General features: G+C 42.0%; 21 protein-coding genes and 1 tRNA gene. 11 read left to right on the plus strand and 11 right to left on the minus strand.

The features are described from left to right. Nucleotides 1-63 precede the first annotated feature (63 nt). Nucleotides 64-3360 carry a two-partner secretion domain-containing protein gene (locus V7K79_RS13100; protein WP_335048235.1) on the minus strand — a complete coding sequence of 1099 codons (3297 nt, stop codon included), beginning with the start codon at nt 3358-3360 and terminating at the stop codon, nt 64-66. Nucleotides 3361-3538: 178 nt separating this feature from the next. Between V7K79_RS13100 and V7K79_RS13105 the strand changes: the two genes are divergently transcribed. Further along, complete coding sequence (locus V7K79_RS13105; protein WP_335048237.1) at nt 3539-3742, plus strand: hypothetical protein; 204 nt, start codon at nt 3539-3541, stop codon at nt 3740-3742. Nucleotides 3743-3808: 66 nt separating this feature from the next. Here the strand turns inward: V7K79_RS13105 and V7K79_RS13110 are convergent, their stop codons facing one another. The 6 genes from V7K79_RS13110 to V7K79_RS13135 all read right to left on the minus strand — a co-directional run bounded on the left by V7K79_RS13110 (nt 3809) and on the right by V7K79_RS13135 (nt 11865). Continuing rightward, the gene (locus V7K79_RS13110) at nt 3809-6391 is read right to left on the minus strand and encodes a CHAT domain-containing protein (protein WP_335048238.1); all 2583 of its coding nucleotides are present in this window, start codon (nt 6389-6391) and stop codon (nt 3809-3811) included. A gap of 486 nt (nt 6392-6877) precedes the next feature. Beyond that, nucleotides 6878-7186: a KGK domain-containing protein gene (locus V7K79_RS13115; RefSeq protein ID WP_335048240.1), complete on the minus strand. Its 309-nt coding sequence runs from the start codon at nt 7184-7186 to the stop codon at nt 6878-6880. Between the two features lie 284 nt (nt 7187-7470). Next, nucleotides 7471-8532, minus strand: a complete 1062-nt coding sequence (gene ccsB / locus V7K79_RS13120; protein WP_335048242.1) for a c-type cytochrome biogenesis protein CcsB — start codon at nt 8530-8532, stop codon at nt 7471-7473. Between the two features lie 164 nt (nt 8533-8696). Beyond that, nucleotides 8697-10466: a DUF3352 domain-containing protein gene (locus V7K79_RS13125; protein ID WP_335048243.1), complete on the minus strand. Its 1770-nt coding sequence runs from the start codon at nt 10464-10466 to the stop codon at nt 8697-8699. 489 nt (nt 10467-10955) lie between these two features. Next, complete coding sequence (locus V7K79_RS13130) at nt 10956-11585, minus strand: chorismate lyase (RefSeq protein ID WP_335048245.1); 630 nt, start codon at nt 11583-11585, stop codon at nt 10956-10958. Between the two features lie 199 nt (nt 11586-11784). Further along, nucleotides 11785-11865 (minus strand) — tRNA-Leu (locus V7K79_RS13135). A gap of 488 nt (nt 11866-12353) precedes the next feature. Between V7K79_RS13135 and accC the strand changes: the two genes are divergently transcribed. Continuing rightward, the gene (gene accC / locus V7K79_RS13140) at nt 12354-13697 is read left to right on the plus strand and encodes an acetyl-CoA carboxylase biotin carboxylase subunit (RefSeq protein ID WP_335048246.1); all 1344 of its coding nucleotides are present in this window, start codon (nt 12354-12356) and stop codon (nt 13695-13697) included. A gap of 64 nt (nt 13698-13761) precedes the next feature. Here the strand turns inward: accC and V7K79_RS13145 are convergent, their stop codons facing one another. Further along, nucleotides 13762-14055 carry a YggT family protein gene (locus tag V7K79_RS13145; protein ID WP_335048248.1) on the minus strand — a complete coding sequence of 98 codons (294 nt, stop codon included), beginning with the start codon at nt 14053-14055 and terminating at the stop codon, nt 13762-13764. A gap of 370 nt (nt 14056-14425) precedes the next feature. Here V7K79_RS13145 and psbX point away from each other — a divergent pair, with 370 nt between their 5' ends. The 4 genes from psbX to V7K79_RS13165 all read left to right on the plus strand — a co-directional run bounded on the left by psbX (nt 14426) and on the right by V7K79_RS13165 (nt 16940). Next, nucleotides 14426-14545, plus strand: a complete 120-nt coding sequence (gene psbX / locus V7K79_RS13150) for a photosystem II reaction center X protein (RefSeq protein ID WP_335048250.1) — start codon at nt 14426-14428, stop codon at nt 14543-14545. Nucleotides 14546-14793: 248 nt separating this feature from the next. Beyond that, nucleotides 14794-15714, plus strand: a complete 921-nt coding sequence (locus tag V7K79_RS13155; RefSeq protein ID WP_335048252.1) for a Ycf66 family protein — start codon at nt 14794-14796, stop codon at nt 15712-15714. Between the two features lie 47 nt (nt 15715-15761). Further along, the gene (locus tag V7K79_RS13160) at nt 15762-16322 is read left to right on the plus strand and encodes a TolB family protein (protein ID WP_335048253.1); all 561 of its coding nucleotides are present in this window, start codon (nt 15762-15764) and stop codon (nt 16320-16322) included. 93 nt (nt 16323-16415) lie between these two features. Next, nucleotides 16416-16940, plus strand: a complete 525-nt coding sequence (locus V7K79_RS13165) for a TolB family protein (protein WP_335048255.1) — start codon at nt 16416-16418, stop codon at nt 16938-16940. 125 nt (nt 16941-17065) lie between these two features. Here the strand turns inward: V7K79_RS13165 and V7K79_RS13170 are convergent, their stop codons facing one another. Both V7K79_RS13170 and V7K79_RS13175 read right to left on the minus strand, forming a co-directional pair. Further along, nucleotides 17066-18073: a succinate dehydrogenase/fumarate reductase iron-sulfur subunit gene (locus V7K79_RS13170; RefSeq protein ID WP_335048302.1), complete on the minus strand. Its 1008-nt coding sequence runs from the start codon at nt 18071-18073 to the stop codon at nt 17066-17068. A 1165-nt stretch (nt 18074-19238) separates the two neighbouring features. Further along, a complete protein-coding gene (locus V7K79_RS13175; RefSeq protein ID WP_335048257.1) occupies nt 19239-19400 on the minus strand; it encodes a hypothetical protein in 162 nt (53 codons plus the stop codon). 148 nt (nt 19401-19548) lie between these two features. Here V7K79_RS13175 and V7K79_RS13180 point away from each other — a divergent pair, with 148 nt between their 5' ends. Together V7K79_RS13180 and V7K79_RS13185 are read left to right on the plus strand one after the other, a co-directional pair. Next, nucleotides 19549-19986, plus strand: coding sequence for an AbrB family transcriptional regulator (locus V7K79_RS13180; RefSeq protein ID WP_335048259.1), 438 nt, complete (start codon nt 19549-19551; stop codon nt 19984-19986). A gap of 147 nt (nt 19987-20133) precedes the next feature. Beyond that, nucleotides 20134-21009, plus strand: coding sequence for a CPBP family intramembrane glutamic endopeptidase (locus tag V7K79_RS13185; protein WP_335048260.1), 876 nt, complete (start codon nt 20134-20136; stop codon nt 21007-21009). A gap of 128 nt (nt 21010-21137) precedes the next feature. Here V7K79_RS13185 and V7K79_RS13190 read toward each other — a convergent pair whose 3' ends face one another. After that, entirely contained in the window at nt 21138-22100 is a 963-nt protein-coding gene (locus tag V7K79_RS13190) for a M48 family metallopeptidase (protein WP_335048262.1), read from the minus strand. Nucleotides 22101-22246: 146 nt separating this feature from the next. On the opposite strand from V7K79_RS13190, the gene V7K79_RS13195 reads away from it, so the two are divergent. The 3 genes from V7K79_RS13195 to V7K79_RS13205 all read left to right on the plus strand — a co-directional run bounded on the left by V7K79_RS13195 (nt 22247) and on the right by V7K79_RS13205 (nt 25807). Continuing rightward, on the plus strand, nt 22247-23869 hold the full coding sequence (locus V7K79_RS13195; protein WP_335048264.1) for an ATP-dependent DNA helicase: 1623 nt from the start codon (nt 22247-22249) through the stop codon (nt 23867-23869). Nucleotides 23870-24089: 220 nt separating this feature from the next. After that, on the plus strand, nt 24090-24305 hold the full coding sequence (locus tag V7K79_RS13200) for a DUF2839 domain-containing protein (RefSeq protein ID WP_335048265.1): 216 nt from the start codon (nt 24090-24092) through the stop codon (nt 24303-24305). Nucleotides 24306-25462: 1157 nt separating this feature from the next. After that, complete coding sequence (locus V7K79_RS13205; protein ID WP_335048267.1) at nt 25463-25807, plus strand: DUF1815 family protein; 345 nt, start codon at nt 25463-25465, stop codon at nt 25805-25807. Nucleotides 25808-25861 lie beyond the last annotated feature (54 nt).

The raw sequence follows: 25861 nt of genomic DNA on the forward strand, positions 1-25861 counted from the left end.
AGTTCATAATCAACACTACCATTGTGATTACATCAAACTAAATTTTTCAGACATCCTCTAAAATTACGAATTACGAATTGCTCTGCAAGATGCAGGCTTCAACCAAGGACTATGGGGCGTAGTGGTGGGAAAATTTGCTCTCAGAACGACTTCCCCTTTTTCGTTTAGCGCCAAAGCAGTAGCTTCTATGATCGGTTCTGGTGCGTGGGTAGTTATTTTGCTGGGAACAAAGGAGCGATCGCGGTTATCACGGTTTGGATTGAGACTCACCAAATCTACTTGCACTGCATCAGCGTTAAGAGCTTCGCCTGGATTAGGAGGCAAGCCGCCACGTCCAGTTATTGTAAAACTGCTCTTAGCTAAAGTTCTACTAGCTTGACAGGTCTGTGCTACTTCGGTGTCAACTGGTATTGTTGGCAGGTTGACTAAGCCACTGTTAAGGTCTACATCAGGTGTGTTGATTTCTACATTACCACTTAACTGAGAACTTGCCCCAGTAGCAGTAATGTCAGTTGTTTTATCAGACCCTATATCTCGGAACTGTATACCAAAAATACTTTGGGCATTGATTCGTACATTTCCCCCACGGAAGTTAGCAGAATCGGTTGTGATGTCACTATTTTCAAAACCAATGAGGAAATCGGTGTCAATATTGATGTTGCCGCCGATGACGTTTTCGCCCCTGGCATTGGTTCTGATATTGCTATTGCGACTCATTAACAAATCTTGTGAGTTAATGTTAATTGTCGCCTGCTCTCTATTGGAGTCAACTTTAGCGCTTTGTGTGTTACCGCTAAGTAAGGCGTTGTTGTTTAAACGGATAGAGCGAGCATTTAATGTCATGTTGCCTGCTGTTCCTGTTCCCAAACTCTGCACAGTTATTGCGGCTCCATCTCGCACTAGTAAGTTATTAGTTTTAACAGTTAAATCGCCTGCATTTCCTGTTGAGTTTGCGTCTGTGGAAGCAAACAAGCCACCACCCAACAATTGACCTCCAATAAGTTCTATGGAATCCAAGGCAGTCACATTCAAGCTCCCTCCTAACCCCGATTTCAAAGTACTAGCAGATATCACTGCACCATCCCGGACACTCAACTGCCGTGTTTGAACTGTCAAGTTTCCAGCAGATCCGGTACCATCTGTCTGAGTATACAAGCCGCTAGAATACCCGTTTGCTGAAGTACCAATAAGTTCTATGGAATCCGAGGCAGCCACGCTCAAACTTCCTCCCGCTCCCGAACTACTAGGAAAAGTTCCAGCAGATACCTGTGCGCCATCTCGGATACTCAATCGCTGCGTTTGAATTGTCAAGTTTCCAGCAGATCCACTACCGTAAGTACTAGCATACAAGCCACCACCAGATAATCGACCACCAATTCCAACCAGTTCTATGGATTCTAAAGCAGTCACGCTCAAGTTTCCCCCCATTCCTGAGCTAAAAGTACTAGCAGATAACTCTGCGCCATCCCGAATACTTAACTGCCGCGTTTGAATCGTCAAGTTTCCGGCAGCTTTGGTACCAGCTGTTCCAGTAAACAAGCCGCTAGGAACCAGAGTATATGGTGAGGAGCCAATGAGTTTTATAGATTCTAAGGCAGTCACGCTTAAGTTCCCTCCTAATCCCGAGCTACCAGGAAAAGCACCAGTAGATATCTGTGCACCATCTTGGACACTTAACTGCCCCGTTTGAATCGTTAAGTCTCCGGCATCTCCGGCACCATAAGTACTAGTAGATATGTGTGCACCATCTCGGACACTCAACTGCCCCGTTTGAATCGTCATGCCTTTGATGGAGCCAGTACCTTCCGTCTGATTAGAAAATATGGAGTCTGCGATTTCTATGGATTCCGAGGCATTAACGCTAAATTTTCCCCCAGCTCCAGAACTTCCACTAGAAGTAGTACCACCTAGCACTAATGACCCATTTTGGACACTCAACAGCCGCGTTTGAATTGTCAAATCTCCAGCATTTCCGACACCATAAGTGCCAGTCCTTATCTGTGCACCATCCTGCAAGGAGACGGAATTGCGGGCATTGATATTCACATTACCGGCATTTCCCTGTCCGAAGGTACTAGTAGTTAGTCCAGCGCCATTCTTCACTGAGAATGAGCCAGCTATGATATTGATGTTACCACCGTTACCTACGGCTTGAGGTTCCACCCAAGCAGTTACCCCACTAGTGGAGCCATCACTATTTACCCCATCAAAAGAAACTGTATTGCGGGCATTTATATTTACATTTCCCCCATCACCTTGTCCTCTAGTCCGCGATTGCAGTTGTGCACCGTTTGTCAGCGAAAGTGATCCAGTGGTGATATTGATGTTGCCACCCTTGCCCACAGATCTTGAGCGCACCGTATTAGCAATTAAGCTCTCATTGGTAAGATTTATTGTCTCTGGTACACTAATATCTATATCTCCCGCCTGAGAGTCAGCAGATCCTAACCCTGAATCTATTCCTGCTAGCAATAAACTTCTTTCACCTGCCGCCATATTGAAGTTTTGAGCATTAATGGCAATACTACCGCTATCACCAGCGCGTACATTCACTTGAGCGCCATTGCTCAAAGAAACATCGCTTCTCTCTACACCATCGGGAAAACTCAAGCTCAGATTATTACCATCCTCATTCAACCCAACTGTTCCTGCACCTGCTAACCCGCCTAACTCGACTCGTCCACCAAAAGCAAACAATCCTCCACCATTTATATTGATATCACCGCCAACTAGCAGCAAACTCTTGCCATCTGGTACGCGCAAACCCATTGCGATAAATTCAGAAGATGGATTTAAACCGGAGGGAGCAACTGAGTTATTTTGGATAGACGCAGTTTTGATTTGATTAAATAGTAAAGCGGAAGGATTGACTGTTAACAGTGATGAAGAAGTTTCTGGATTTGAGGCACTAAAAAAACCTTGATTGCCAAATCCAAGTGCATTAGCTGTCGTCCCGACAAAAGAACCACCAATATCCAGCCTCGCACCTTGACCAAAAATAATTCCGTTAGGATTTATCAAAAACAAATTAGCTGTGCCCTTAGCGCCAATTAAGCCATCAATATTAGAGACTGATCCACCCGTTACGCGACTGATAATATTTTGAATATCCACTGCATTATTAAACAAAGCAGCGCCGTTAGTCGGGACAGAAAATTCCCGAAAGCTGTGGAACAAATTGCCACCTGCTTGGGTTCCTCCTTCAATGATGCTGTTGTTACCTTCTAATTTGACACTAGAGTTATTAGGCAAAGTGCCATCCGGGATAATTTGGGCAAAAGCGCAATTCGTACTCCAAATACTTGAACCACATATTGCAATTCCGATAAACCAGCCCCAACAAATATTTATCTTGGACATTGCACCCCTCTAAGCAAACAGCAGTTGCAAAACTTTTAGTTATGTCACACCACTAATGTGGGTTTACGGTGATTGAAGTCACCTCTGGATAATTCTCTATTGCGATCGCCTTAGTTTTACGCAAAACTTGCTAATTTCTTTACAGAAATTTAAACAACATAATTCATTAGTCAAAACAATGGCATTGTCAGTCGATGCAATCGCATTGTTAGTCAAAACAATGGCATTGTCAGGCGATACAATCGCATTGTCAGCCGATACAATCGAATTGTTAGTCAAAACAATGGCATTGTCACCCAATACAATCGCATTGTCAGTCGATACAATGGCATTGTTAGCTGAAACAATGGCATTGTCAGTCGATGCGATCGCATCTGCGTAAGTCAGTAGACAAAAACTTAACTCCAACTCCTAGCTAAATTCCATCGCTTGAAGTTATGAGAGTGGCTCAAAGCCAATTACCCAAAAGAACATAGGGGGCCCAATATCTGGGACGTTTGTATTTGGGATTTTGCAAAAGAGCGAGCTGGGCGCGGCGGAGTACTTCAGCTTTAGTCAGGTTTTTGTTGCCTAACTCTTGGTAAAATTTACTCATCAACACAGCAGTAGACTCATCATCCAAATTCCACAAAGAAGCGATAGTACTCCGTGCTCCTGCCTGAAAAGCCACACCAGCAATTCCCAATGCGGCTTGTTCGTCCCCAGCAGCTGTTTGACAGGCACTAAGAATAAGTAATTCAATTGCTTCGGGTCTATTTTGCTCTAGTGTTCGCACTAACTCATTTAACTTTTTGACATAAATACGCTCATTCCAAGCGACAATAAATGTCTCTTCAGCCTTAGAGCTAAACTGACCATGAGTTGCAAGATGAACAATCGGGAAAGGTAAAGAATTAATCCGGTTTTGCAAAGTTTTGCTGGTAAATTCTTGATTCAGAAGGATGCTACTAGGGACTTGAGAGCGGATTTTTTCTAATTCGAGTTTGACGTTGGGTAGTGCAGAAAATCCCGAACTTGCTTCACTCAATCCTGCGACTATTGCCTTTAATTTCTTCTCTAATGGTTTGGGTTCAATCAGTTGCAGACTGGGAGTGAGTGCAATGTTATACTTCTCAACTAGATATTGTTTGCCATCGTAGAGAACTGCCATCGGAATATTTCGCAACCAGCCATCCAGCACAAACACTAAAGTAGGAATTTTACTTTCAGCTAAGGCAGCTTCAGCAGGTTGAATCAGCCATTTGTAAACCTTTTGGGATAAAGATTGAACCTGTCGCCGCGTTTGTGGTTTGGGTAGATTTTCCTGTAGTTGCGCTAAAGTAGTTTTCACTTCATTTTCAACTACAGGGGTAGTGTAGTGCAACCAACGCTGTTGAGGCAACTCAACAATCACCTCTAGTCGGTCTGGTAAAATAAATGGATAAATAATTGCTGCCGTTGGATCTTTTTTGGGATTACGGATTTGAGCATTCAAACAGTTGTTGCGAAAGAAGTTTTCTAGTTCTGCTATTTGGAGTAATTCGATTGTATTGCTGGCTTTGGCGAGATTTTCAAAGCTCAGTTGCGAGTTACCCTGAGATTGCAAAATTAAATCAACTAACTCTCGATAAACTGGTTCAACTTCCTCTCGAAAGGAAAATTTCACCGCAGAATTGACAGCAACTAAATCACTGCGGAGGGCTTGAAGGTTATTAACTGCTTCTGTGTAAGCTGCTACTGCTCCTTTAATATCTTTCTTAGCTTTAAGCAAACGTCCCAGTTGCCATTGCCATTGATAGCCAATGTCTTTAGCATCAATATCTTGAGCGATGAGCAAGGCTTGTTGGGTGAGGTTTTGGGCATCAGACCACTGTTGAGTTTCTTCGTAGACTTGCCCTAAAACACCAACAGCATAAGATTCTGTGCGTCTATCTTGCAAACTTTTTGCTTGCTCAATAGCCGTTGCCAGTAATTGGGCAATGTCCAGCCATGAGGAAGTATCTAAGGGGTTTTCTTTTCGGAATTGTATTAGACTTTGGGCAAAGTTAATCCGGGCAGAAATTGCTGTCCGACTAATGGGTAAGTCGTGAAGCTGAGTTTGAATTTGGGAGGACAATGTTTGGAAAGCTGCCAATTGCTCAGTTTTCAGCAGTAGTCTTAATTGATTGGCTTGAGCTTGGATGCGTGTAGTGGGTGAGGTTGCAGTTTTGATAGTTTGTTGATAATATTTTATCGCTGTTTGCGTGTCTTGCTGAACACGGGCTGTATTACCAAGACTGAGGAGAATATCAGCGATCGCTTCTTGATCTGGCAACGATGAAGCTACTTCTAAACTTTGCTGCAATATCTGCCGAGATGTTTCTAAATCACCAGTGACTTGTACGACATTACCGAGACTATGCAAGGCTGCAACTTTAATAGGTGAGCTGGGTTGACTTTGGAGAATCTGGGTACTTTCTCTTAAGGTCTTCTCGGCTTGACGATAAAACCCTAAAGCTTGCAAAGCTTGCGCTTGGTTAATCCGATTTTGAATAACCGCCCTCTGATCGCTGATTTTGGTATAAATGTCAAGTGATACTCGCCAAGTATCCAGAGCATCTTCAGCTTTGCCTTGAGCCAATTGCAGGCGACCTTTGATATCTAAGACTTGGGCTAGAATTTGCTCTTTAGTATCTATATTTTGAGTAGTTTGTAATAGATTAAGACTTTGAGCGATCGCAGTTTCTGCCTCTGACCACTGTCCCAATTGTTGATAAGCTAATGAAAGATTACCCAGTGCGATCGCTTGCCTCAGTTCATCCCCATTGCTTTGTAATGCAGAGATAGCCTGTTGCCAAGAAGTAGCAGCTTCAGCAAACCGTTCGGTTTCATAAAATTTACTGCCCTGTTCCAGCAAGTTTTGGGCATCAGGTAACTTTTGAACAATGGAGTTTTCCGCAGTTATATGTGCGAAAGTAGGGGGCAATAAAAGAGCGCATAAGAAGATAGACAAAAGCAGCAATACACTTAAAAAACGTTTGATTTTCCGTAATCTAGATTTTTTTCTTGCCATGTTTTTGTCCCCACTCGCACCACGTTTTGATTAAAAATAGACAGTTTCACGCACATTTTGCAAATATTGAAGCAGATTAAATAATTATGAATTATAATAATACAAAGCCTGAAATAATTTATCTGGTAATTATTTCAGGCTATTTATTTGTAATGAATGGGGTATCGTCAGAGTCGGGCAGTTCCTCAGATGAGGGTAAACAAGCTAATGGATCGTAATTTAGCATGATAGGTTTACCGTTTTCTGATTGTTATAGCAGGAGGCAGGAGGCAGAGGGCAGTTCTTGCTGGAGGTAAAACTATTGCTAACTCTTTTCTTTCACCCCATCCTTATGTCCTAACATGTATGACTACGGCTGTAGTACATCTTTATTTTATTAATTCATTTTGATAGTAATTTAGCACAGCCTATTTTATTTGCAAATATAAAGAGTAAAATAACCCCACCTCTTAAAGAAGCGGGGTTATTTTGCTCATTGAGTATTAATTAGTTTTCTACTTGTTTGAGTTTTTGAAAAATTTCATCAAGTGGTGACTCAGATTCATCAGGACAAAATTCTAAAGCAAGTCTAACTTTTCCTTTTTTCCATCCCATAGTACTAAATTGTAAAACTTCACAATTTAATCCTTGGGTATACAAATTTACTTCGTCTGTTTCTTCTACTCCAACATATTCCTTAATTGCTGTAATCAAATCACGGACTTTAAAGGTTTTAGCAATATTTAACTTATTAAAAGTGTCTGGTTCTATAGACACAACTTCATCATGGTTTAGTATCTCGAATCCATCTTCCATAAAAATCTCCTGTCAATAAATCTATATTTTCCAGAGATATGACAGTTCATCCGAAATAAAATGATAATTTAGTCATTGGTCATTGGTCATTATCAGTAATAATTTTTGTCTGGCGCGATCGCTCTTAGCAATTTAGTAAGAGTAGGGGCAAAGAAAAACTCTGCCCTCCTGTGCCTTTCAACTTAAATACTTAACTCACCATAATTTGACGCAAGACTTTACCAAGTCCTGAGTTATGAGTAAAAGTAAAATACTCAATACTCAGTACTGTCTTAGTGAGATTTTTAGAAAAACCAACCGTAAGAATGCAAACCTTTACCCAAAAGATTCACACCGAGATAGCAAACCCAAACAACAAGCAAGCCAGCGGAGGCTAAAATTGCCGGACGACGCCCTTGCCAACCGCGAGTAATTCTGGCGTGAAGGTAGGCGGCGAACACTAACCAAGTAATTAATGCCCAAGTTTCTTTCGGATCCCAACTCCAGTAGGAACCCCAGGCTTCGTTAGCCCAAACGCCACCAGCAATGATGCCAATTGTCAGCAGGGGAAATCCTAATCCAATGATCCGATAGCTGATGTTATCAAGGGTTTCAGCAAGGCTAAGGCGTTGGGGTGAAAGAGGTTCAGCAGATGCAACAGCTTGAGATTCAGGCGTAGTTACTAAATTCAAAACAGCAGTGTTTCCGTTACCGTTGCCGTTGCTACTAGTTTCAAAACGGGCAAAGCCGTTATTTTCAACAGCAGGGGTTGGAGGTTGAGAAATTAGTTCAGATGCTTTGTGCAAGCGGTAGCCGTTGCTGCGATAGCCACCAGTACCAACAGAACTGCCTTGTAGTTGGATGTTTTGACCGCGAGTGACAATTAAAAAAGCGATCGCTAATAATGAACCCACCATCAAAGCAGAATAACTCAACATCATGACGCTGACATGCATCATCAGCCAATTTGACTTCAAGGCAGGTACTAGGGGTTCTGACGCTTGCATCTGGGATGGTAGTGTCATGGTAGCAAAAGCTGCGATCGCCATTGCCACCGGAGCTGTTGCAACTCCTACTAAGCGGCTACGGCTACTATTTTCGGCAATCAGATGGACGGCGGTAATTCCCCAAGTTAAGAAAAACAGAGATTCATAGAGATTACTTAAGGGAAAATAACCAGCTTCGATCCATCGTGCCCCTAATAGAGTAGCTATACACAAATTTGCGATCGCCATCCCAGCTGTCCCCAAAGCGGCTAGATAAGGCAGATTTGGAAAAGCCGCTCCTCCCCAATACACCAGCATTGTCAGGAATAATATGGCAAAGGACGCATTGTCCAACCAGTTCTGGAGTACAACCAAATTCATAAAGTGTTCTCTCCGTGGATAATTTAAAATATCGATTCTGACTGTTTTGATCCTATATGTTTAGAAGGGAATCGGGAATGGGGCATTGGGGATTGGGTATTGGGATTGAATCTTCAATTTTGAATTTTGAATTTTGAATTTTGAATTGATTTCTCCCCTGCTCCCTATCTAACAGAATTACTCTTACTCTTTTCTGGACTAGGCAATGTAGTCGCGTTGGTAACTTTTTTAAGTTCGATAAAAATATCGTAACGGTTACTGCGATTGTCGTTGACAGCAGATGTCATCCCAATTGTGCGCGTTGCATCTAGCAAAGTTTCTTGATTGGGAATTAGAGTTGGTAAAGGGAAATTTTTCACAGTTCGTTCCACATCCAGGAAAAATTGACCATTCGTCGGATTGGGTTCTGTAGGAACTGTTTGTTGGAAGGGAAGAGTGCCAGCTAGTGTGTAGTTGGGTTTGGGAACAATTTTATCCGTGATCGGAGCGCCCACTATCAGAAAAGCGACATCTCCATCTAACCAACCGTGGGTTGCAGTTAACGTACCATAAGGTGATATCCAGTTAACAACGGGTTGACCCGCCACTTTCCCCGGTTGCACTTGAAACTGGTATTGATTTTTCATCACTTCATCCAGTTGACTGATGGATGCTTCAGCTGATTTGCGTAGGCTTTGCCCACTGTAGTCATCGTTTGTCTGTATCATGAACAGCAAACCTGCCCGAAAATTATTTGGCGAACCTTCTTTTGGAGTAGCAGGAATCACTGATAATGAAAACTCCCCTTTCATCCAACTGAGCAAATCTTTATCTAAATCGAGGTCGGTAAGAGATTTTACCGCACCTCTAATCTGTTCTGGTGCGATCGGTGATAAAGGATTTCCTTGAGATGTTAAAACATAGTCTCTCCACAACCTCTGTAAGTTACTACCAGTAAGCATCATTAAGGTTTCTGCTGGTATGCGGTTTTGCATCTTCCCAGCTTGGTTTTCCACCGCCAACACACGTTGACTATTAGGATTTAACCAAGAAACGCCCTTGAAGCGGATTCCTTCTGACTCTAAGGTTATTGTCCCTGCTAAACCTTGGTTATTTTGCAGTTGAGCCAAAACTTGAGCAGGTAAAGGTCGGTTTGGGGAAGCAGCGGCTATTTTCGCAGCTGTTGGCACATTTACATAAAACTGAGCAAAGGGTTGGTAGTTGGCAATTTTCGGGAAATTCTCAGTAAAGCCGCCTGTTGTGACTAGGGATGTTTTGTTTTTGTAAGCGTCGATTGCTCGTTCTGTGGCTTTGGCACTATCAGTTATGACTAAAAAACGCCCATCTAGTAATGTAGCCGAGAAGTTTTGCCCTGCTTGTCCCTGACTTTGTTTAATGGCGATTCCTTGATAAGTGCGATCGCTCCATTTGCCTTGTTTAAAAATTTTGGGTTGTGTCAAAATACTTTTGGCGATTTCTGGGTTTTTGACTGGCAATACCATTACCATCGATTGCTGATCGCTAGCACCATTTTCATTGGTGGTAACTGGTTTGGGTGCAGGTTTATTTTGTGTTGCTGGGGCAAGAATTGCGATCGTCACGTCCTCACCTACCCAAGGAGCGATATCTTTTTGGAAGTCGTAACCATTATTAGTCAGAAAGCGATCGCGTAACTGGACTAAATTTTTGTCCAGTTCTGTTTGGGTTTCATTTGTCCCAAACTGCCGCAATTTTTGCCACTGCTGGGGATCTGTTGTTAAGGAAACCGCAAACAGGGCATCACCAGGAATAATATTTGCACCTAATAGCAAATCGCTAGAAGATGTTTGTCTCTGGGCTAACAACCAGTAGGCTACACTTCCCGCACCAATCAATAACCCAGCAGCCGAGAGCGTCAGCACCAGAGACGATTTCTTATTTTTCTTCATCTGAACAGACACAAGAGGCGGTGCCATTGAAACCTGTACCTCATTTTTGCAAACTCATTACTTGCTGAATTGGTCAAGTCAACCAAAAAGTTTCTTGTGATTTAAGGTAGTTAATTTCATAAATTTCTCCACCTATAGACATTGATAATATTTCCGTAATCAACTTTCTCTAATGTTTCAAAGCGGTGTTTTAACGGTTAGTTACCTTTTTTAACACGCTTTGTTGAATTTCGCAGGACATTCCCTTTAGAGGCTGTCTATTTCGGAAAGTCTCCAAAAGTTAACATCCTTCATTTCAAGCATTTCGAGGATATAACTAACTTGAAAAAGCTGCAAGTAATCTGTAATTTAAACTACCTTTTATTTACATAGGTTCCATCTGTAATATTGACTCGATTTTAGCAAGCTCAATTCAGTGTCTGGGATTTTACATAGATTACCTATCTTCAAGGTCATTAGTGTAAAATTCCCATACTCTAAAGCGTACTGTAAATGATAAAAAACTTTTAAATAATACTATGCCTCAGCGTTAATAGCACTCAACTGCATAGGCCCTAAATATTTGGTTAAATAAGGTGAAAAAACCTCATAAATTAATGTCAGTGGCTGCCCATGATGCCAAAACAAGTAGTGGCGACCCCAAAAAGGCCCAGTTTCACCAAAACCGGACTCTAGTGCCAACGAGTCACCGTAATAAATTCCTCGAACATCCCGATACAATTCTGTGCGAAGACGAGCTAAACTTGCCCAAATTGGTAATGAACGGTTTTGTAAATACTCATCAACATGACTGGCTTCCCACCACGAAGTAGCATAGGCTAATCGTTGACCAGAAGCGGTACGCAGCCATACTTGTCGCCGTAATCGCGGTTCTGGGACAGCTTGGATTAACTCAGGAGCAGCATCCAAGTCAGTGCCAATCAATGACATATCAATAACATCTACTTCTACAGGCTCTCCTGTGAGCAATTCTAAGTGACGTGTTGGAGAGCCGTCACCCAAAAGCATTAGCTGCCATGCAGGTGCTAGCTGAGTGTGAGGTAAACTTTGTTGAATTATTTCCTCCCCTCCTTGCCAAATCGGAGTGAGGCGATGCCAACCTAGTGGCGATGTTAGATTGTTTGTCGGCGTAAAAGTAATAGTCAATGCTTTTTACAAAACTTCACCTATTTCTATAAAAGCATAAATAACTAGTACTTTGACAAGGCGACTTTGCTTAGTATGTAGTAAAAAGTGAAGTGTCTTTGAAAAAGACTAAAGTCATTACTGCAAACTTATATTTAAGGGTCAAGAGCATAAGGTTTTTGACCTTTGACTATTGACCCTATGCTTAAACAAGCAAAAATGCGGATGGCGAGACTCGAACTCGCAAGGCAAAGCCACACGCACCTCAAGCGTGCGCGTATACCAATTCCGCCACATCCGCATGGTTTGTCTAAACATAGACTATAACATAAGAAAATAATTATAGTAAGGTGATATCTAAATTCAGTTGCTCAAAAATATAAATTTTCTCAAGGCGGTATCAGACTGACAGAAATTTAGCAGCTCTATAAGTGATATTGAAAAGGGTAGAGCTACTGTGTTCGGCGGAGCGCAATGGCGTATCCGTCTGCTGTAGGTGATTATCTACGACCCGCTATGACGCACGCTCAATAGCGCAGCATTAGCGATGCAAAAGCGTCTGACTCGCTATCCGCGTCGCAAAAGCCCAGCTTGGTAGTCTAGCCAAGACTTACAGCAGCAATGTTGTTAGTGTAGTAAGACCCGTAGAGACAAAAAGCCTGCAATTTTGCGTTTGCTTAGAATCAGGGTGGCGAATCTCCTGTAATAATTTGAAATAATGCGGAAGCTTTGTTTCAAGTTGGATCAGAGAAAATGTCAATCTACTGGTAATGATATCGAAACTAAAAAATGAAGTTTGACAAAATATTAATTGCCAATCGGGGAGAAATCGCCCTTCGCATTCTCCGCGCCTGTGAAGAAATGGGAATTGCCACAGTTGCGGTTCACTCCACCGTTGACCGTAATGCTCTGCACGTCCAACTTGCTGATGAAGCAGTTTGCATTGGCGAACCTGCTAGCGGTAAAAGTTATTTGAATATTCCCAATATTATTGCTGCTGCACTGACGCGCAATGCAACTGCCATTCATCCAGGCTATGGTTTTTTGGCAGAAAATGCCCGGTTTGCGGAAATTTGTGCCGACCATCATATTGCTTTTATCGGCCCAACTCCAGAAGCTATCAAACTAATGGGGGATAAATCCACTGCTAAAGAAACCATGCAAAAAGCTGGAGTACCGACGATACCAGGTAGTGAGGGATTGGTAGAATCCGAGCAAGAAGGATTAGGATTCGCCAAGGATATCGGTTATCCAGTGATGATCAAAGCTACAGCAGGTGGCGGTGGAAGGGGTATGCGCCTAGTTCGTTCTGAAGACGAATTTGTTAAACTTTTTCTTGCGGCCCAAGGCGAAGCAGGAGCAGCTTTTGGGAATTCTGGCGTTTACATAGAAAAATTTATTGAACGTCCCCGCCACATCGAATTTCAAATTCTAGCCGATAACTACGGTAATGTTATCCACTTGGGCGAACGGGATTGCTCAATTCAGCGCCGGAATCAAAAGCTGTTAGAAGAAGCTCCTAGTCCAGCTCTCGACCAAGAGCTACGTGAGAAAATGGGGCAAGCTGCGATCAAAGCTGCCCAATTCATTAACTACAGTGGGGCGGGTACTATTGAGTTTCTCTTGGATAGATCCGGTAAATTCTACTTTATGGAAATGAACACCCGGATTCAAGTAGAACATCCTGTTACAGAAATGATTACTGGGATAGACTTAGTTGCCGAACAAATCCGCATTGCTCAAGGTGAAAGACTTAAGCTTACCCAAGAGCAAGTAGTATTAAGAGGTCATGCGATCGAATGCCGAATCAACGCTGAAGATCCCGATCATGACTTTCGCCCTTCTCCTGGACGGATCAGTAGCTATCTGCCCCCCGGAGGCCCTGGTGTGCGGATTGATTCCCACGTTTATACAGATTATCAAATCCCACCCTACTACGATTCCTTGATTGGCAAGTTAATCGTTTGGGCGCCAGACCGACCTACTGCTATTAACCGGATGAAACGCGCACTGCGGGAATGTGCTATTACCGGACTACCTACCACTATTGGGTTTCATCAAAAAATTATGGAAATTCCACAGTTTTTACAGGGTAATGTCTATACAAATTTTGTGCAAGAAATGAACGGGTAGGAGAGTAAGGGAGGAAAAAGGTTACAGGTTACACTAGACAGAGTTATAACCTGTAACCTGTATCTTAATTAACACGAGATAGCATAGTCAGTAATCCTTGTTGACCTAACAGAATTTCTCGCAGTAGGCTGAAGATACCAACCCAAATAATAGGTGTAATATCTACCCCACCTATAGGTTGCACCAGTTTTCGCAAAGGTATTAAAAATGGCTCAGTGGGCCAAGCTACTAAATTAAACGGCAGACGATTCAGATCCACTTGCGGATACCAAGTGAGAATGATACGAAATATAAATAAGAATGTCATTACCCCTAACACAGGGCCAAGAATCCAAGCAGTCAGGTTAACACCAGTCATCGGTTTCAGGTACTATCTATCTGTAAAGAAAGAAAAAATTAGGTAAGGGCAAGCCTTTCAGCTTCTTTAGTTGCTCATGGGGTGAACTCCATTGGCGCTAGCCTCTTCCTTTGGAAGAAGACAGTGCTGGCTTACCGCACTTTGCGTAGACATCGCCACAAAATTTTAAGCTTTGTAAAGCACTCTTACGATCATTTTAACTAAATGCTGTCATTTCTTTCTTAAATAGAAAAGCGAACTTACTGAGGCGGTTAACTCAACAAATGGTGAAAGCAGTTACCAAGTTTAGCAGTTCATAGTTAGAGGCTTCTCAAGAAAGTAATACACTATTAAAATTAGGATGAAGTGTGTAAAAAAAAGGTTGAGAAGTATGACGCCTTCTTTAGCAAATTTTCTTTGGAGTCTACTATGGGGTGCTCTAATTGTGGTAGTACCCGTTACAGTTGGTCTAGTTTTCATTAGCCAGAGAGATAAAATACAGCGTTCATAATGCTTATGAGAGTTAAATTAACTCTCATAATCGATAGTCTGTCAGCTCTCTACATTTATTTCACCAAAAGCAGCATAAACTGTGGCTGGTGGCAGTTGTAGATGATAGACATAGACGTTTTTACTTTTCGGTGAATAGCTTCAGAGCTTCTTTGCCAGAGGCTTTGAAGCTTCAATGTATTGTGACTAATTAGAGTAGTGATTTTAATTGTGACTCGCTAACATAGATTTGATATTGGGAAAATAGCAATGATAAATTTTGGGCTGAACTCAGCCAGTTTTCTGGCTCAGGTAAATTTTGGGGCAAACTCAGCCAGTATTCTAGGAATTTTCCTGGCTGTGGCTGGGGCAGCACTGTATTTTCTCCGCACTGTGCGCCCAGAATTGTCACGAGATCAAGATATCTTTTTTGCGGCAGTCGGCTTACTTTGCGGCTTCATTCTTGTCTTTCAAGGATGGCGGCTAGACCCGATTTTACAATTTGGTCAACTGCTTTTAGTTGGCACAACTGTGTTTTTTGCAGTTGAAAGTATTCGTCTGCGGAGTATAGCTACCCAGCAAGCAAAGCGCAACACTCCGATTGTGGACGATGAGCGGGAGGTAAGCGGAAACTATTCGTACAAGAATCGCAGAAACTATCAGGCTGAGATGGAGGCAGACTTAGATCCATTGCCTTATGAGGACGAGGAAGAACGCCCTGTGCGTGCCCGGATTCGCGGTAGCAGGGATGAGATTTCAACTCGTGATGACTACTATCAGGAACAACCTCCCCGTCGTACAGAACGCCGCAACAGCAGCAGTAGTGAAAGACAGGCTCCGGCGGATAAAACGCGTCGGCGGACTTCTGGGCGTCCTGCGAATCGTTCTTCTGAAAGCTTTGAAGAAGAGAACTGGAGTTCTTCATCTAGTAGGCAAGTTGATGATTGGGAAAATTCAAGTGGAGAAATCAGAAAGCCTTCTCGCCGTAGTAATAACGGGTCACAGCGTCCCGAAACTCGTGAAGATGATGTTGCTCCCAGACCGAGAAGGCGTCGTCCGCCCACTGACTCAACTTCTCGAAGACCGCGCGAAGATGATGATGCGATCCCAACTGATTATGTGCCATACAACCCGATTGAAAAGCCAAATGAGGAACCAGATAATTTGAGCGATTTTGATGACAATGTTTAAAACAGTTGGCGGGCAATTAGGTTTAGAGGCGACGGAAAACAGTTGAGGTGGAAAAATTTACGCCGACATTTTGGCTCCAAAGACCAATTCATTGGAGCCTGGTTTTTGGTTTAACAAGTTTGCTTGTATCTTGTGGTTCTAACGATATTCCCATAGGGCCTACTTCTCTTAACAGTCGCTACACTGAAGAGCAACCTGCTTTGAGTGGAAATGGGCGCTTTTTAGCGTTTGTATCTAATCGGAATGGTAATCAGCAGCTACTAATGTACGATTTGGAGAGGCAAGTGTTTATTGGCACACCAGGCATAAACCGACAAGAGACAATTGCCGAAAGTCCTAGTTTGAGTTACACCGGGCGTTATATTTCTTATCTTACTAGCGACCAAGGTAGACCAGTGGTAGCGCTTTACGATCGCGCTACGCAACAGTCGCAAATTGTCACACCAATTTATCGGGGCTGGGTCAGAAAACCAAATATTAGTCCAGATGGACGTTATGTTGTCTTTGAAACCGCCACTCGTGGTCAGTGGGATATTGAAGTTCTAGACCGAGGGCCAAATATTGAGTTAGATATTCCCAACGGTGCAACTGTGGGATCACCTCCATAAAAGGCAGAAAGCAGGGGGAGAAATCAATTCAAAATTCAAAATTCAAAATTAAAGAATTTCTGCCTCTTGTGCCCAATGCCCAATGGTCAATATATGAAACGTGTTTTTTTTATACCTGTATTTTTCTGTTTAAATTTATTGACTGGGTGTTTTGGCTACCCTCGCATTTTGAGTTATCCATTTGATCCGGGGGGTCGGAGTCTCAATAGTTTAGCGTCGGAATTAAACCCCCAAATTTCTGGGAGATACATTGTTTTTATTACTGACAGACGCGGTAGCCAAGATGTTTATATGTTTGATACGGTAACTCGTGATTTGGTTGATTTGCCAGGTTTAAATTCCTTTGATGCGATCGCAAATCATCCTAGCGTTTCACAAGATGGTCGTTATATTGTATTCGCAGCTAGCCGTCAGGGGCGATCGGCTATTTTTCTTTACGACAGAGAAACACGCCAATCGCGGAGTTTAACTAATAATCTGCAATCAGAAGTCCGTAACCCAACAATTAGCGCTGATGGTAGCAGGATTGCTTTTGAGTCTAGTAACAATGGTCAGTGGGATGTTTTAGTATATGACCGTAACGGACAACCGTTAAATATACCTCAAGAACCGCGTTGAAGATTGGGAATTGGGGAGTGGGGATTGGGGATTGGGGACTGGGGATTGGGGATTGGGGACTGGGGATTGGGGACAAAGCAAGGGAGAAGAGTTTTCCCCTCTGCCTCTTTTCAATGCTCTATGCCCTATTCCCTACTCTTTTCTACTTGTTGCACAGATTCAATGAGCGATCGCACTTGTTGCGTACCCTCGGAAGCTTCAAATGATAGGGGAAACTTACCACGCAGGATCATCCGCAAACCAAGGGGTGCAAGACTGAGTAATCCTTTTAAATCCTGAAAATAATTACCGACTACTTGTAAACCAAATTGACGCTCATCAATCCAACCACCTTCTTTAACTAAATCCACCAATACTTTCCGGTGACGAATCGAGCGACTATCACTGGCTTGTTTCTGGGTAAGAATTTCTTGTTTAACTTTGGTGATTTGTTCTAATGGTGCAACTTCCATTGGACAAACAGAATCGCAGTACAAACAACGGGTGCAACCCCATACGCCTTTAGTACCTTCGTTGTAGCTTTCTAAACGATTTTCGGTATCGCTATCGCGGGAGTCTGCTAGCATTCGGTAAGCTTTGGCAAGGGCATGGGGGCCTACAAAGTCTGGATTAACTTCACGAGCGTTGCATTCAGAGTAACAAGCTCCGCACATAATACAGTTGCCAGTTTGATCGAGGCGCGATCGCTCTTGTGGTGTTTGCAAAAACTCTCTTTCTGGTACTTGTCGTGCTGCCGTACTCACATAAGGGGCAACTGCCTCTAGATTATTCCAAAAGCTGCTCATATCTACAACCAAATCTTTAATCACAGGCATATTGCCCAGAGGTGCGATCGTAATTTCATTAATAGCATTTACTTTACTTTGGGATGATGGTATTTGTTGTAATCTGGCAAGTTCGCTGCCAACATTTTCTTTACAAGCTAAAGCTGAACGCCCATTAATTCGCATAGCACAGCTACCACAAATAGTATTGCGGCAATTTTTGCGAAATGCCAAAGTTCCATCTTGCTCCCACTTAATCTGATTCAGGCAATCCAAGATTGTATTACCTGGTTCGGCCTCCACAAGGTAGGTTTGTACAACAGGGGAGGAATTTTGTTGCTGTCGAATGATCTTAAAAATAACTTCCATAACCACTAACCAAAATTTTAAAATTACTTCACCAGCCTCAACAATCATCAGTTAATGCAGGTAGTTGCGAAAAGTGAGTTATACTTTTTCGCCCCTAATTCAAACTTTAGTGTTAACAGGCTGACGATTAAAGGGCGATTGACTTCTAGTTTAAGGATAACCATTAAAATTTTACTTGTAGTAGCGTTGTAGGCAAGATTTTTGTCAAATTTTGAGTGAAAACGCCAAAAATGTAATTACAGCTTTGCATTGAATTAATTTACCTACTTGGGAATGTAAGGGAAAGAGAGTTTGCTTAAAAAGTAACTTAAGTTGATCTTTGACCTAACAAGCGTATCCAAATGAAATGCATGTGAGGTTAGCAACACGTCTTAATGTCAACTTTAGTCAAGCAGTCCTGACAGGAAAATTCCGCTTTCGCTACCATTTGATAGAATTTTTTGATTATATAGAAGTGTGAAAGCCCATGTTTAATATATAGTAGTGGCAATTAAGCACTAAACAGATGTTAAGAGATTTGTTCTTCCTATAGACAGACGTGCAAAATCTTCTGACCGCTTTTGACCTGAAGATAATAAACCAAGAAAAAATCCTCACCACTTTCCAAGAAAAGTTAGAGCACCGCCAAACCCGGAGGTACGAGACTTTTCGCTTTTCGGCTTGCTATCAATCAAGTAAATATGGGATTGAACTCATTGGTCAAAACGGCTCGTCTCAATTATATAAATTTTTATAAAAGCCAGATAGCAATGCTCACGCTTGCAATAAAGGGTTAAGAAAATCGTCACTGCTTTTTATTCTTTAAGTCCAGGAATTTAAATAAAAATTTACTAGCAATTTTAATTCAAAATTAAACAACTATTTTGCTATTATTAGTCCATGCTAGTATTTAATATAAAATTACGAAGTAACGAAACCAGAATCAATAGCCGTATCAGCGCGGTTAATACTGCTTTGTTGATTCGTAATGTAGAGACAAGAAAATTCATGTCTCTACTGGTAGGACAAAAGGGTGTATACCCATAGGACTCGATTCAAATACTATGCTGTCTTAAGCTTAAGAGGACAAGTAGAGAAAATTCTACTTGCTCATTGGCAAGAAAGACAAGCACTGAAAGTTAAAAACCTGCAATTCTTTGGGTCTACGACTTATTTGCAGTAAAACTTAACCCCATTTGTAAAGGTGGCTGAAAGTTACACCGCTACGGTAGTGCCAAAGGAAAAAATAGTTTTCTTTCTGATGGCGAATAATGATTAGAAGTGCCGTAACACCGCCAAAATTAGTGTATGTGGCAACTATGGCTTTTAATTGGTTGTGGACAACCATATATAAAAGTGCTTTTGCCTCCTATCGGCAGAAATTCACCCGTTACACTAGGGTCTTCAGTAGCTCTATGCAAATGCTAAAAAATTAAATGCTGGCATAAGACTACATTGTTTATCAGTTTGGAGAGAGTAAGGAAAATTTGAGCATAATGACTGAAACTGCAACCGCGCCATTAACCGGAAAAACACTACTTGCGAAAGTAAAAGAACTTTCCACATTACCACGCCGAGAAAGAGCTAAACAGTGCGGCTATTACACTGTTACTAAAAATAATCAAGTTCGTGTCAATCTCACCGATTTTTATGACGCTTTGCTATCTGCTAGGGGAATTCCTCTAAGTCCAGAAGCACCTAAAGATGGTCGTGGTCGTGAACCGACATATCGGGTTAGTGTCCATCAAAATGGTCAGATTGTAATTGGTGCTACATATACCAAAGCAATGGGCTTGAAGGCTGGAGATGAATTTGAAATTAGGCTGGGATACAAACATATTCACCTGATTCAACTAGGTGAAAGCGATAAAAAACTAAGCTCACAAGATATAGATTCTGACGAATCAGACGAAGATTTGGAAGACGAAGAGTAAATTTGCTGATGGTAGGGATAAGTTTCAGGTGATGATAACTTGTCCTTACCCTAAGAGCAAATTGGTAGCCAGGTAAAAACACGATTAGACCCCTTGCAGAATTCACCAAATTTAGTAGAGTCTTGATTAATCGGCAAGAAATCTATAATGCAAGAAGTCTATCGTGTTTTTTTGTTTATTTTGATAACTTTCTTTGAGTCTTCGGTTAACGTCTTAGTGGCGTTTATAGAAAATGCACCAGCACTAGTTATAGTGATGGCATTTTTTGTTTGCTGGATAGTTTGCTGGTTGCCAGTAGCAATAGTATTAGCAATATTGCTTAATTGGCAACCCTCTAAACCTTTACAGCCAGAGCAAAAAATGCCGTTATTGGTGTCACTTTACCTATTAGCTCCCCTGATTCTCTGGGGAGTCGTTTGGTTGACTAATAAATCTTTTTCTGATTACGGCTTTGTTGGCAATCTTTCAACTCTTAGTTTTTTAGCACTAGGCTTTAGTTTAGGAGTGCTGAGTCTAGCCATTGTATTTAGTGGGCAATTCGGATTGGGTTGGTGTTCTTTTGAGAAGTCCAATTTCAAGTTAGTATTACCCATCTTGCTACCAATTTTCTTGATAGCGATGTTAGTCAGTGGGATAGAAGAATTAGTTTTTCGCGGTTTCTTGTTTACAGAATTAGCACAGGATTACCCAGTTTGGGTGGCAGCAGCAATTTCTAGCTTGATTTTTGCCTTGTTACACTTGGTTTGGGAGCAACGCGAAACTGCACCCCAACTTCCTGGATTATGGCTAATGGCAATGGTGCTAGTGTTAGCACGCTTTGCTGCAAGTGGTAATTTAGGTTTAGCTTGGGGATTACATGCAGGATGGGTATGGGCGATCGCTACTATAGATACAGCAGAACTAATTACTTACACAGGTAAAGTCTCTGACTGGTTTACAGGTAAAAATAAAAAACCCCTAGCTGGCTTGGCGGGAATTATTTGTGTATTGGCAACTGGAGTAATTATCTGGTTCAACTCTTAAGTATTTTAATTTTCCATAGAAGATGTATGTTAACGCAGATCCCTGACTTTTTCGAGAAGTCGGGGATCTAAATTCAACGATTTAGTAGGCACTATTCCACTCTACTAATCTTTATTTAGTACTCAAAACTATTCAGACCTTTTCATTCTGTCAATTTCTCGTTGTAATTCTTCAATTTGACGGCGTAAAGTTTCTGTTTCATTTACGGAAGATTCTGCTGCAACATTTACCGAGCCGGAAGCAGGCGATCGCTGATAATTTCCTCGGCGAATTTGCTGATATTCTTCAGATACTGCCCACGATCGTAAGTAATGTAAGCGTTCAACAGGGAAAGGATGACTCAACATCGTACCCTGAGCGCCATTGTAGATCAAGAATTTATATATCTGATTCAGTCCATCCTCATCCAATGCCTGATAATTCTCTGACTGCTTGATAAACTCTTGTAAACTACACTCATTGGCATATTTGTTACTACCGCCAGAAAGTTTCATCATCGTTGACATCACTGGATTCAAATCATCCATTACTAGTAGTGCAGCGCGATCTGACGATAACTCAGCTTTCCGCCGCCACTCGAAAAAGGCGTAAATCAAGCCTTGTGTGACAATATTACCGATGCCAAAGGTCAATTCTCCCAAGGCAGAAGCAGCACTCATCGCCCACATCGCCATTTGAATTAAAATAGTATGACCACATTTAATATGCCCCAATTCATGGGCTAGCACTGCCCGAATCTCGGTTTCGTCTAGTAGGTCTAATATCCCTGTATTTATGACTATGTAAGGATTCTCTTGCCCTAGCGCATAGCTATTTGCTTGGGGATTTTGCGAGACAAACAGTGTTGGTTCTGGGTAAATGTCCAAATCTCGGACGCATTCCCGAAACATCTGGTAAATAGTGGAATATTGACGCGGCCCGACTTGGATGGCGTTACCCATTAGATAGACTAATTGAGGGCGTTCGTAGATAAATTCCACAAATTTACGAGCGATTAAATCAAATCCTGGTAAATTTCGTAAAGCTTGCTCGGCTTGACGATCTAGTGGATGCCTGAAGGCTTCGCTGGAAATTCCTGTGTAAGTTGGCATAATTTAGAGTATTGGGTGATTGGTTATCGGTCATTAGTCATTGGTCATTAGTTTTGGATCGATGGCAAAGGACAAAGGGCAAATGACAAGATAATAGAAATGGGGCAATTGGAAGTAAAAATCACTTTGTATGGAATTGAAAGCGTGTGATTGAGGCAGAAGTTCATTTGTCACTACATAACTTTTTGCGATCGCAAGCGGGGTTCCCTTCCTGGCCCCATCATTTGACGATGGCACGGTTGGTAGCACGCGCCTTGCGCCTGGGACGTAGCGCCCTAATTCAAGTTGGGGCAGTTTGTGGCTATCAAGGGCGGTATCGTACTAGTTTCGTAGCATCAGCCCTAATGTGGCATGGCCCTGTAATTATTGTTGCTCAAGAAGCAGTTCAGCAACTTCTGCTGCGGGTGGAAATTCCCCGTTTACAGCAGTGGCTACCAGCCAATAAATCGATTAGAACAGGTGACGCTTGGCCTGATGCCCAGTTCCAAGGGCTACTGTTGACCTCCCCAGAAGCTTGGTTAAGAGGACAATTGGCTGGTGGCTCACGCTTTCCCCAAGGCATTCCCACAATTATTGATGGGGTGGACGATCTCGAAGATTGGGTGCGTCATCAACTTACTCAAGATATTCAACCCGATGATTGGGATCAACTGATGCTGGCTTGTCCAAACCAAGCTGAGGCAATTCGCGAAGCACGGATACAACTAACACACGAACTTTTTCAGCATCCGGCTAATCCATATCAGTGTTATCTAATTTCCCAGCCAGAAATAGAAATTTTAGGCCGTTTATATTTGGCTTTAGAGTCAGTACAAGCACTGCCAGAACCTTGGAAAAAATTCTGGCAACAATTTCAAACCTTTAATGAAAATCTTTCCCCCCCTGCCTCACGGCAGTTGCTCCACTTGGGGAAACCCCAAGACCGCACTGCCTCCCCTGCTTCCCCTGCTCCCCCTACTCTCTTCTGGGCGACTATTGCCCATCGACAAGGTTTATTTTCTTTGCACTACGCCCCAATGGAATTAGGGGAAATACTTTCGCCCATTTGGCAGCGACAACCAGTAGTTTTAATTGGCAGCGCTATCGAACCGGAAACCGAAGCTCCCCTTTTTCACCAGCGCTTGGGTTTGGACGATTTAACTTGTCTGAAGTTCTCCTCGGAGAATCAAGCAGAAGCAATTCAACTGTATGTACCCTATAAGTTGCCCCTACCCAACACGCCAGAATTTCAAACGGCATTTATTCACCAAGTCCGCACACTAGTTTGTCTAAGTGCGACAGCACCAGGGTTGACAGTTATTTTGGTAGGGGATGTACCACTCAAGTCTCAAGTGGCAACAATTCTGGCCTCAGAGTTTGGTTCGCGGGTGCAAGTAGAAAAAACTTGTTTAGATGAAAATGGTATTTTGATTAGCGGTTGGGAATTTTGGCGAGAACATCAACGAGTCTTGCCAGCACCCCATCTGTTAATTATTGCGACTTTGCCCCTACCATCTTTGGAAAATCCCCTGGTAGCTGGTAGAGTAGCTATTTATAAGCGATCGCATCAAGATTGGTTCCGTTTATACTTGTTGCCAGCAGCTTTAAATGAATTACAACGGGCGATCGCTCCAGTACGAGAAAGTCAAGGGATTGTGGCTTTGCTTGATAGTCGTGTCGTTAACCGCAGCTACGGCGCTCAAATTCTCGCAGCTTTAAGTCCTCTAGCACGCATAAACTATCTCGATCCCAGCTTATTTTCCAATACCGATGAGGAAAATTCTGCTTAAAATTCAGTTACCAGTGACGCCACGTGCTCCACTTGGGGAGGCCCCAAGTGGAGCACGTGGCTCCCCAATACCCAATTTAAATTTTGTCAACCAAAGCGCGATCGCAAAGAAGCAAGCACTATTATCAGCTTATAGAAAGTGATGCAATTCATCGCCTCTATCTAGGCATGATTACTGGCAAAATAAATTTAGAACCTAAGTAGAATTTGAGTTGCTGATTATGGGTGAAGCAAAACGTCGTAAAACCACACTAAAGAAAACATACGGTCAAGAGTCTCGGATCTTGTCTTGGGTTCCAATCACAAAAACTCAAGGCGAACAATTTGTCACTTGGACTACTCGTGGTGCTTGGATAGGCATTGGTCTTATGGTTGTAGGATGGGCAACAATCCGTTTTATCGGCCCAGCTTTCGGTTGGTGGCAAGTAGTCTATTAATTTCTAATTTATAATTGAACTAGTTGGATATCTAGACTCCAACTAATTCAAGACCACTAAAAAAGACAATGACGCGCGAGTGTTTCGCTAAATAATTACGAATTACATTAGCGCAACGGTGGCGCATTTGCGTACCTCTATGAGAAAGCAAGCTAGGTGCAGCTTGTCATCGAGAGCGTTATGACGAATTAGCAATTAGTTAACTCACGCCGTGTGCAACTTAATTTTGTTAAACCTTGATTCCATTGTGGGGTAGGCATCTTGCCATACCAGAAAGGACGGACAAGATGTCCATCCCACAAGAATAAAAAAAGTCGCACATCGCGTTAATTTAGTTATTAATAAAAAATAATTACTAACTTTGAATAGATAATCGAAATATATTATATATGCATGAAATTTGGCAAAACCAAACTATGATAAGAATCCTTCTAAATTACTGTGCTTTGGTTCGTACAACTTTTTGAAAATAATCCCAAAATATCTGGAAACATTGCCTAAATGGCAACATTGTTCTGCTGAGTTTCGGTATTGTTAGTGTTAAGTTTTCCGATTGTGGGTTCTACACTCATACTTTATACTAATTACGCTTGCTTAGTATAAAATACTGCTTCTATTCTCCATTAACTATTTAATATTTAATTTGCACTGTTATTTGCTTAACTTTATATATATGGGAGGGACAAATTTGGTATAACTAATCATTTGTCTATACCAAAATCTACGTAAGAAAAAAAACAAATTAAACATCTAAAAAATACACTATAACGATGCAAAACTAAGTTATGGACTCTACTAACAGTGTATTTTGCTGTAAATAGCCAATAAAAACCAAATATGTAGCTTTTATGGAGTTGACTAGTGCCAAATTTAAGTTAATCTTAAAGCGGATCGATTACTGTAAGAATCTACCCTGACAGAAGTGTATAAAGATATAGTTAAATTTAGCAATTCTGTCCGAAATTTGGAATTTGCAAACTGAATAGTTTGATACGGCCTTCAAAACCCTGATCCACTACCCTAAACAAGGTAGTCAATTAACGACTCAATATCATTTGTCTGGTAATTGTAATGAATAGTTTACAATACCAATGGATGAGAAAATCTAAAGAAAATATAAAAGAAACTCAAATTACTGTGGTGTCTGGAGGACAAAAGTGTTTCTGAGACTAGCACATCAACATCGACAATTCGTTCAAGACTTGGTAATGAACCTGCAAGCCTTGGCGATTGTATTAGAGCGGCGTGGTTATCCTGCGTCCTGCTATACCTGTGGCGACCAAATGAATAGTGCATCGTTTATGGTTAGCTTAGGTGATAACCATCTGATTCGGTTTTTAGTGTCCGATTACGGCATTACTTGGACGGAAATGCGGGATGACCGCGAATTAATGAAACTAGAAGGAGCAGAGGCAATTAACCAGTTAGACGAACTGGCCGATCTTGTCAAGAAATCTGTGCAAAGTGATACAAGCTCTAAAACTCTTGCCAAGAAGTATTAAGCTTTCACAGGTCAATGGGAAATTAGAAATTGATTATCGGTAACTGGTAATCGG

The organism is Nostoc sp. (genome assembly GCF_036917575.1).
Lineage (GTDB): Bacteria > Cyanobacteriota > Cyanobacteriia > Cyanobacteriales > Nostocaceae > Nostoc.

Coding starts and splice junctions, on each gene's coding strand:
- V7K79_RS13100 (WP_335048235.1), bottom strand. CDS start 3,360: ATGTCCAAGATAAATATTTGTTGGGGCTGGTTTATCGGAATTGCAATA.
- V7K79_RS13105 (WP_335048237.1), top strand. CDS start 3,539: ATGGCATTGTCAGTCGATGCAATCGCATTGTTAGTCAAAACAATGGCA.
- V7K79_RS13110 (WP_335048238.1), bottom strand. CDS start 6,391: ATGGCAAGAAAAAAATCTAGATTACGGAAAATCAAACGTTTTTTAAGT.
- V7K79_RS13115 (WP_335048240.1), bottom strand. CDS start 7,186: ATGGAAGATGGATTCGAGATACTAAACCATGATGAAGTTGTGTCTATA.
- ccsB (WP_335048242.1), bottom strand. CDS start 8,532: ATGAATTTGGTTGTACTCCAGAACTGGTTGGACAATGCGTCCTTTGCC.
- V7K79_RS13125 (WP_335048243.1), bottom strand. CDS start 10,466: ATGGCACCGCCTCTTGTGTCTGTTCAGATGAAGAAAAATAAGAAATCG.
- accC (WP_335048246.1), top strand. CDS start 12,354: ATGAAGTTTGACAAAATATTAATTGCCAATCGGGGAGAAATCGCCCTT.
- V7K79_RS13145 (WP_335048248.1), bottom strand. CDS start 14,055: ATGACTGGTGTTAACCTGACTGCTTGGATTCTTGGCCCTGTGTTAGGG.
- psbX (WP_335048250.1), top strand. CDS start 14,426: ATGACGCCTTCTTTAGCAAATTTTCTTTGGAGTCTACTATGGGGTGCT.
- V7K79_RS13155 (WP_335048252.1), top strand. CDS start 14,794: ATGATAAATTTTGGGCTGAACTCAGCCAGTTTTCTGGCTCAGGTAAAT.
- V7K79_RS13165 (WP_335048255.1), top strand. CDS start 16,416: ATGAAACGTGTTTTTTTTATACCTGTATTTTTCTGTTTAAATTTATTG.
- V7K79_RS13170 (WP_335048302.1), bottom strand. CDS start 18,073: ATGGAAGTTATTTTTAAGATCATTCGACAGCAACAAAATTCCTCCCCT.
- V7K79_RS13175 (WP_335048257.1), bottom strand. CDS start 19,400: ATGGTTGTCCACAACCAATTAAAAGCCATAGTTGCCACATACACTAAT.
- V7K79_RS13180 (WP_335048259.1), top strand. CDS start 19,549: ATGACTGAAACTGCAACCGCGCCATTAACCGGAAAAACACTACTTGCG.
- V7K79_RS13185 (WP_335048260.1), top strand. CDS start 20,134: ATGCAAGAAGTCTATCGTGTTTTTTTGTTTATTTTGATAACTTTCTTT.
- V7K79_RS13190 (WP_335048262.1), bottom strand. CDS start 22,100: ATGCCAACTTACACAGGAATTTCCAGCGAAGCCTTCAGGCATCCACTA.
- V7K79_RS13200 (WP_335048265.1), top strand. CDS start 24,090: ATGGGTGAAGCAAAACGTCGTAAAACCACACTAAAGAAAACATACGGT.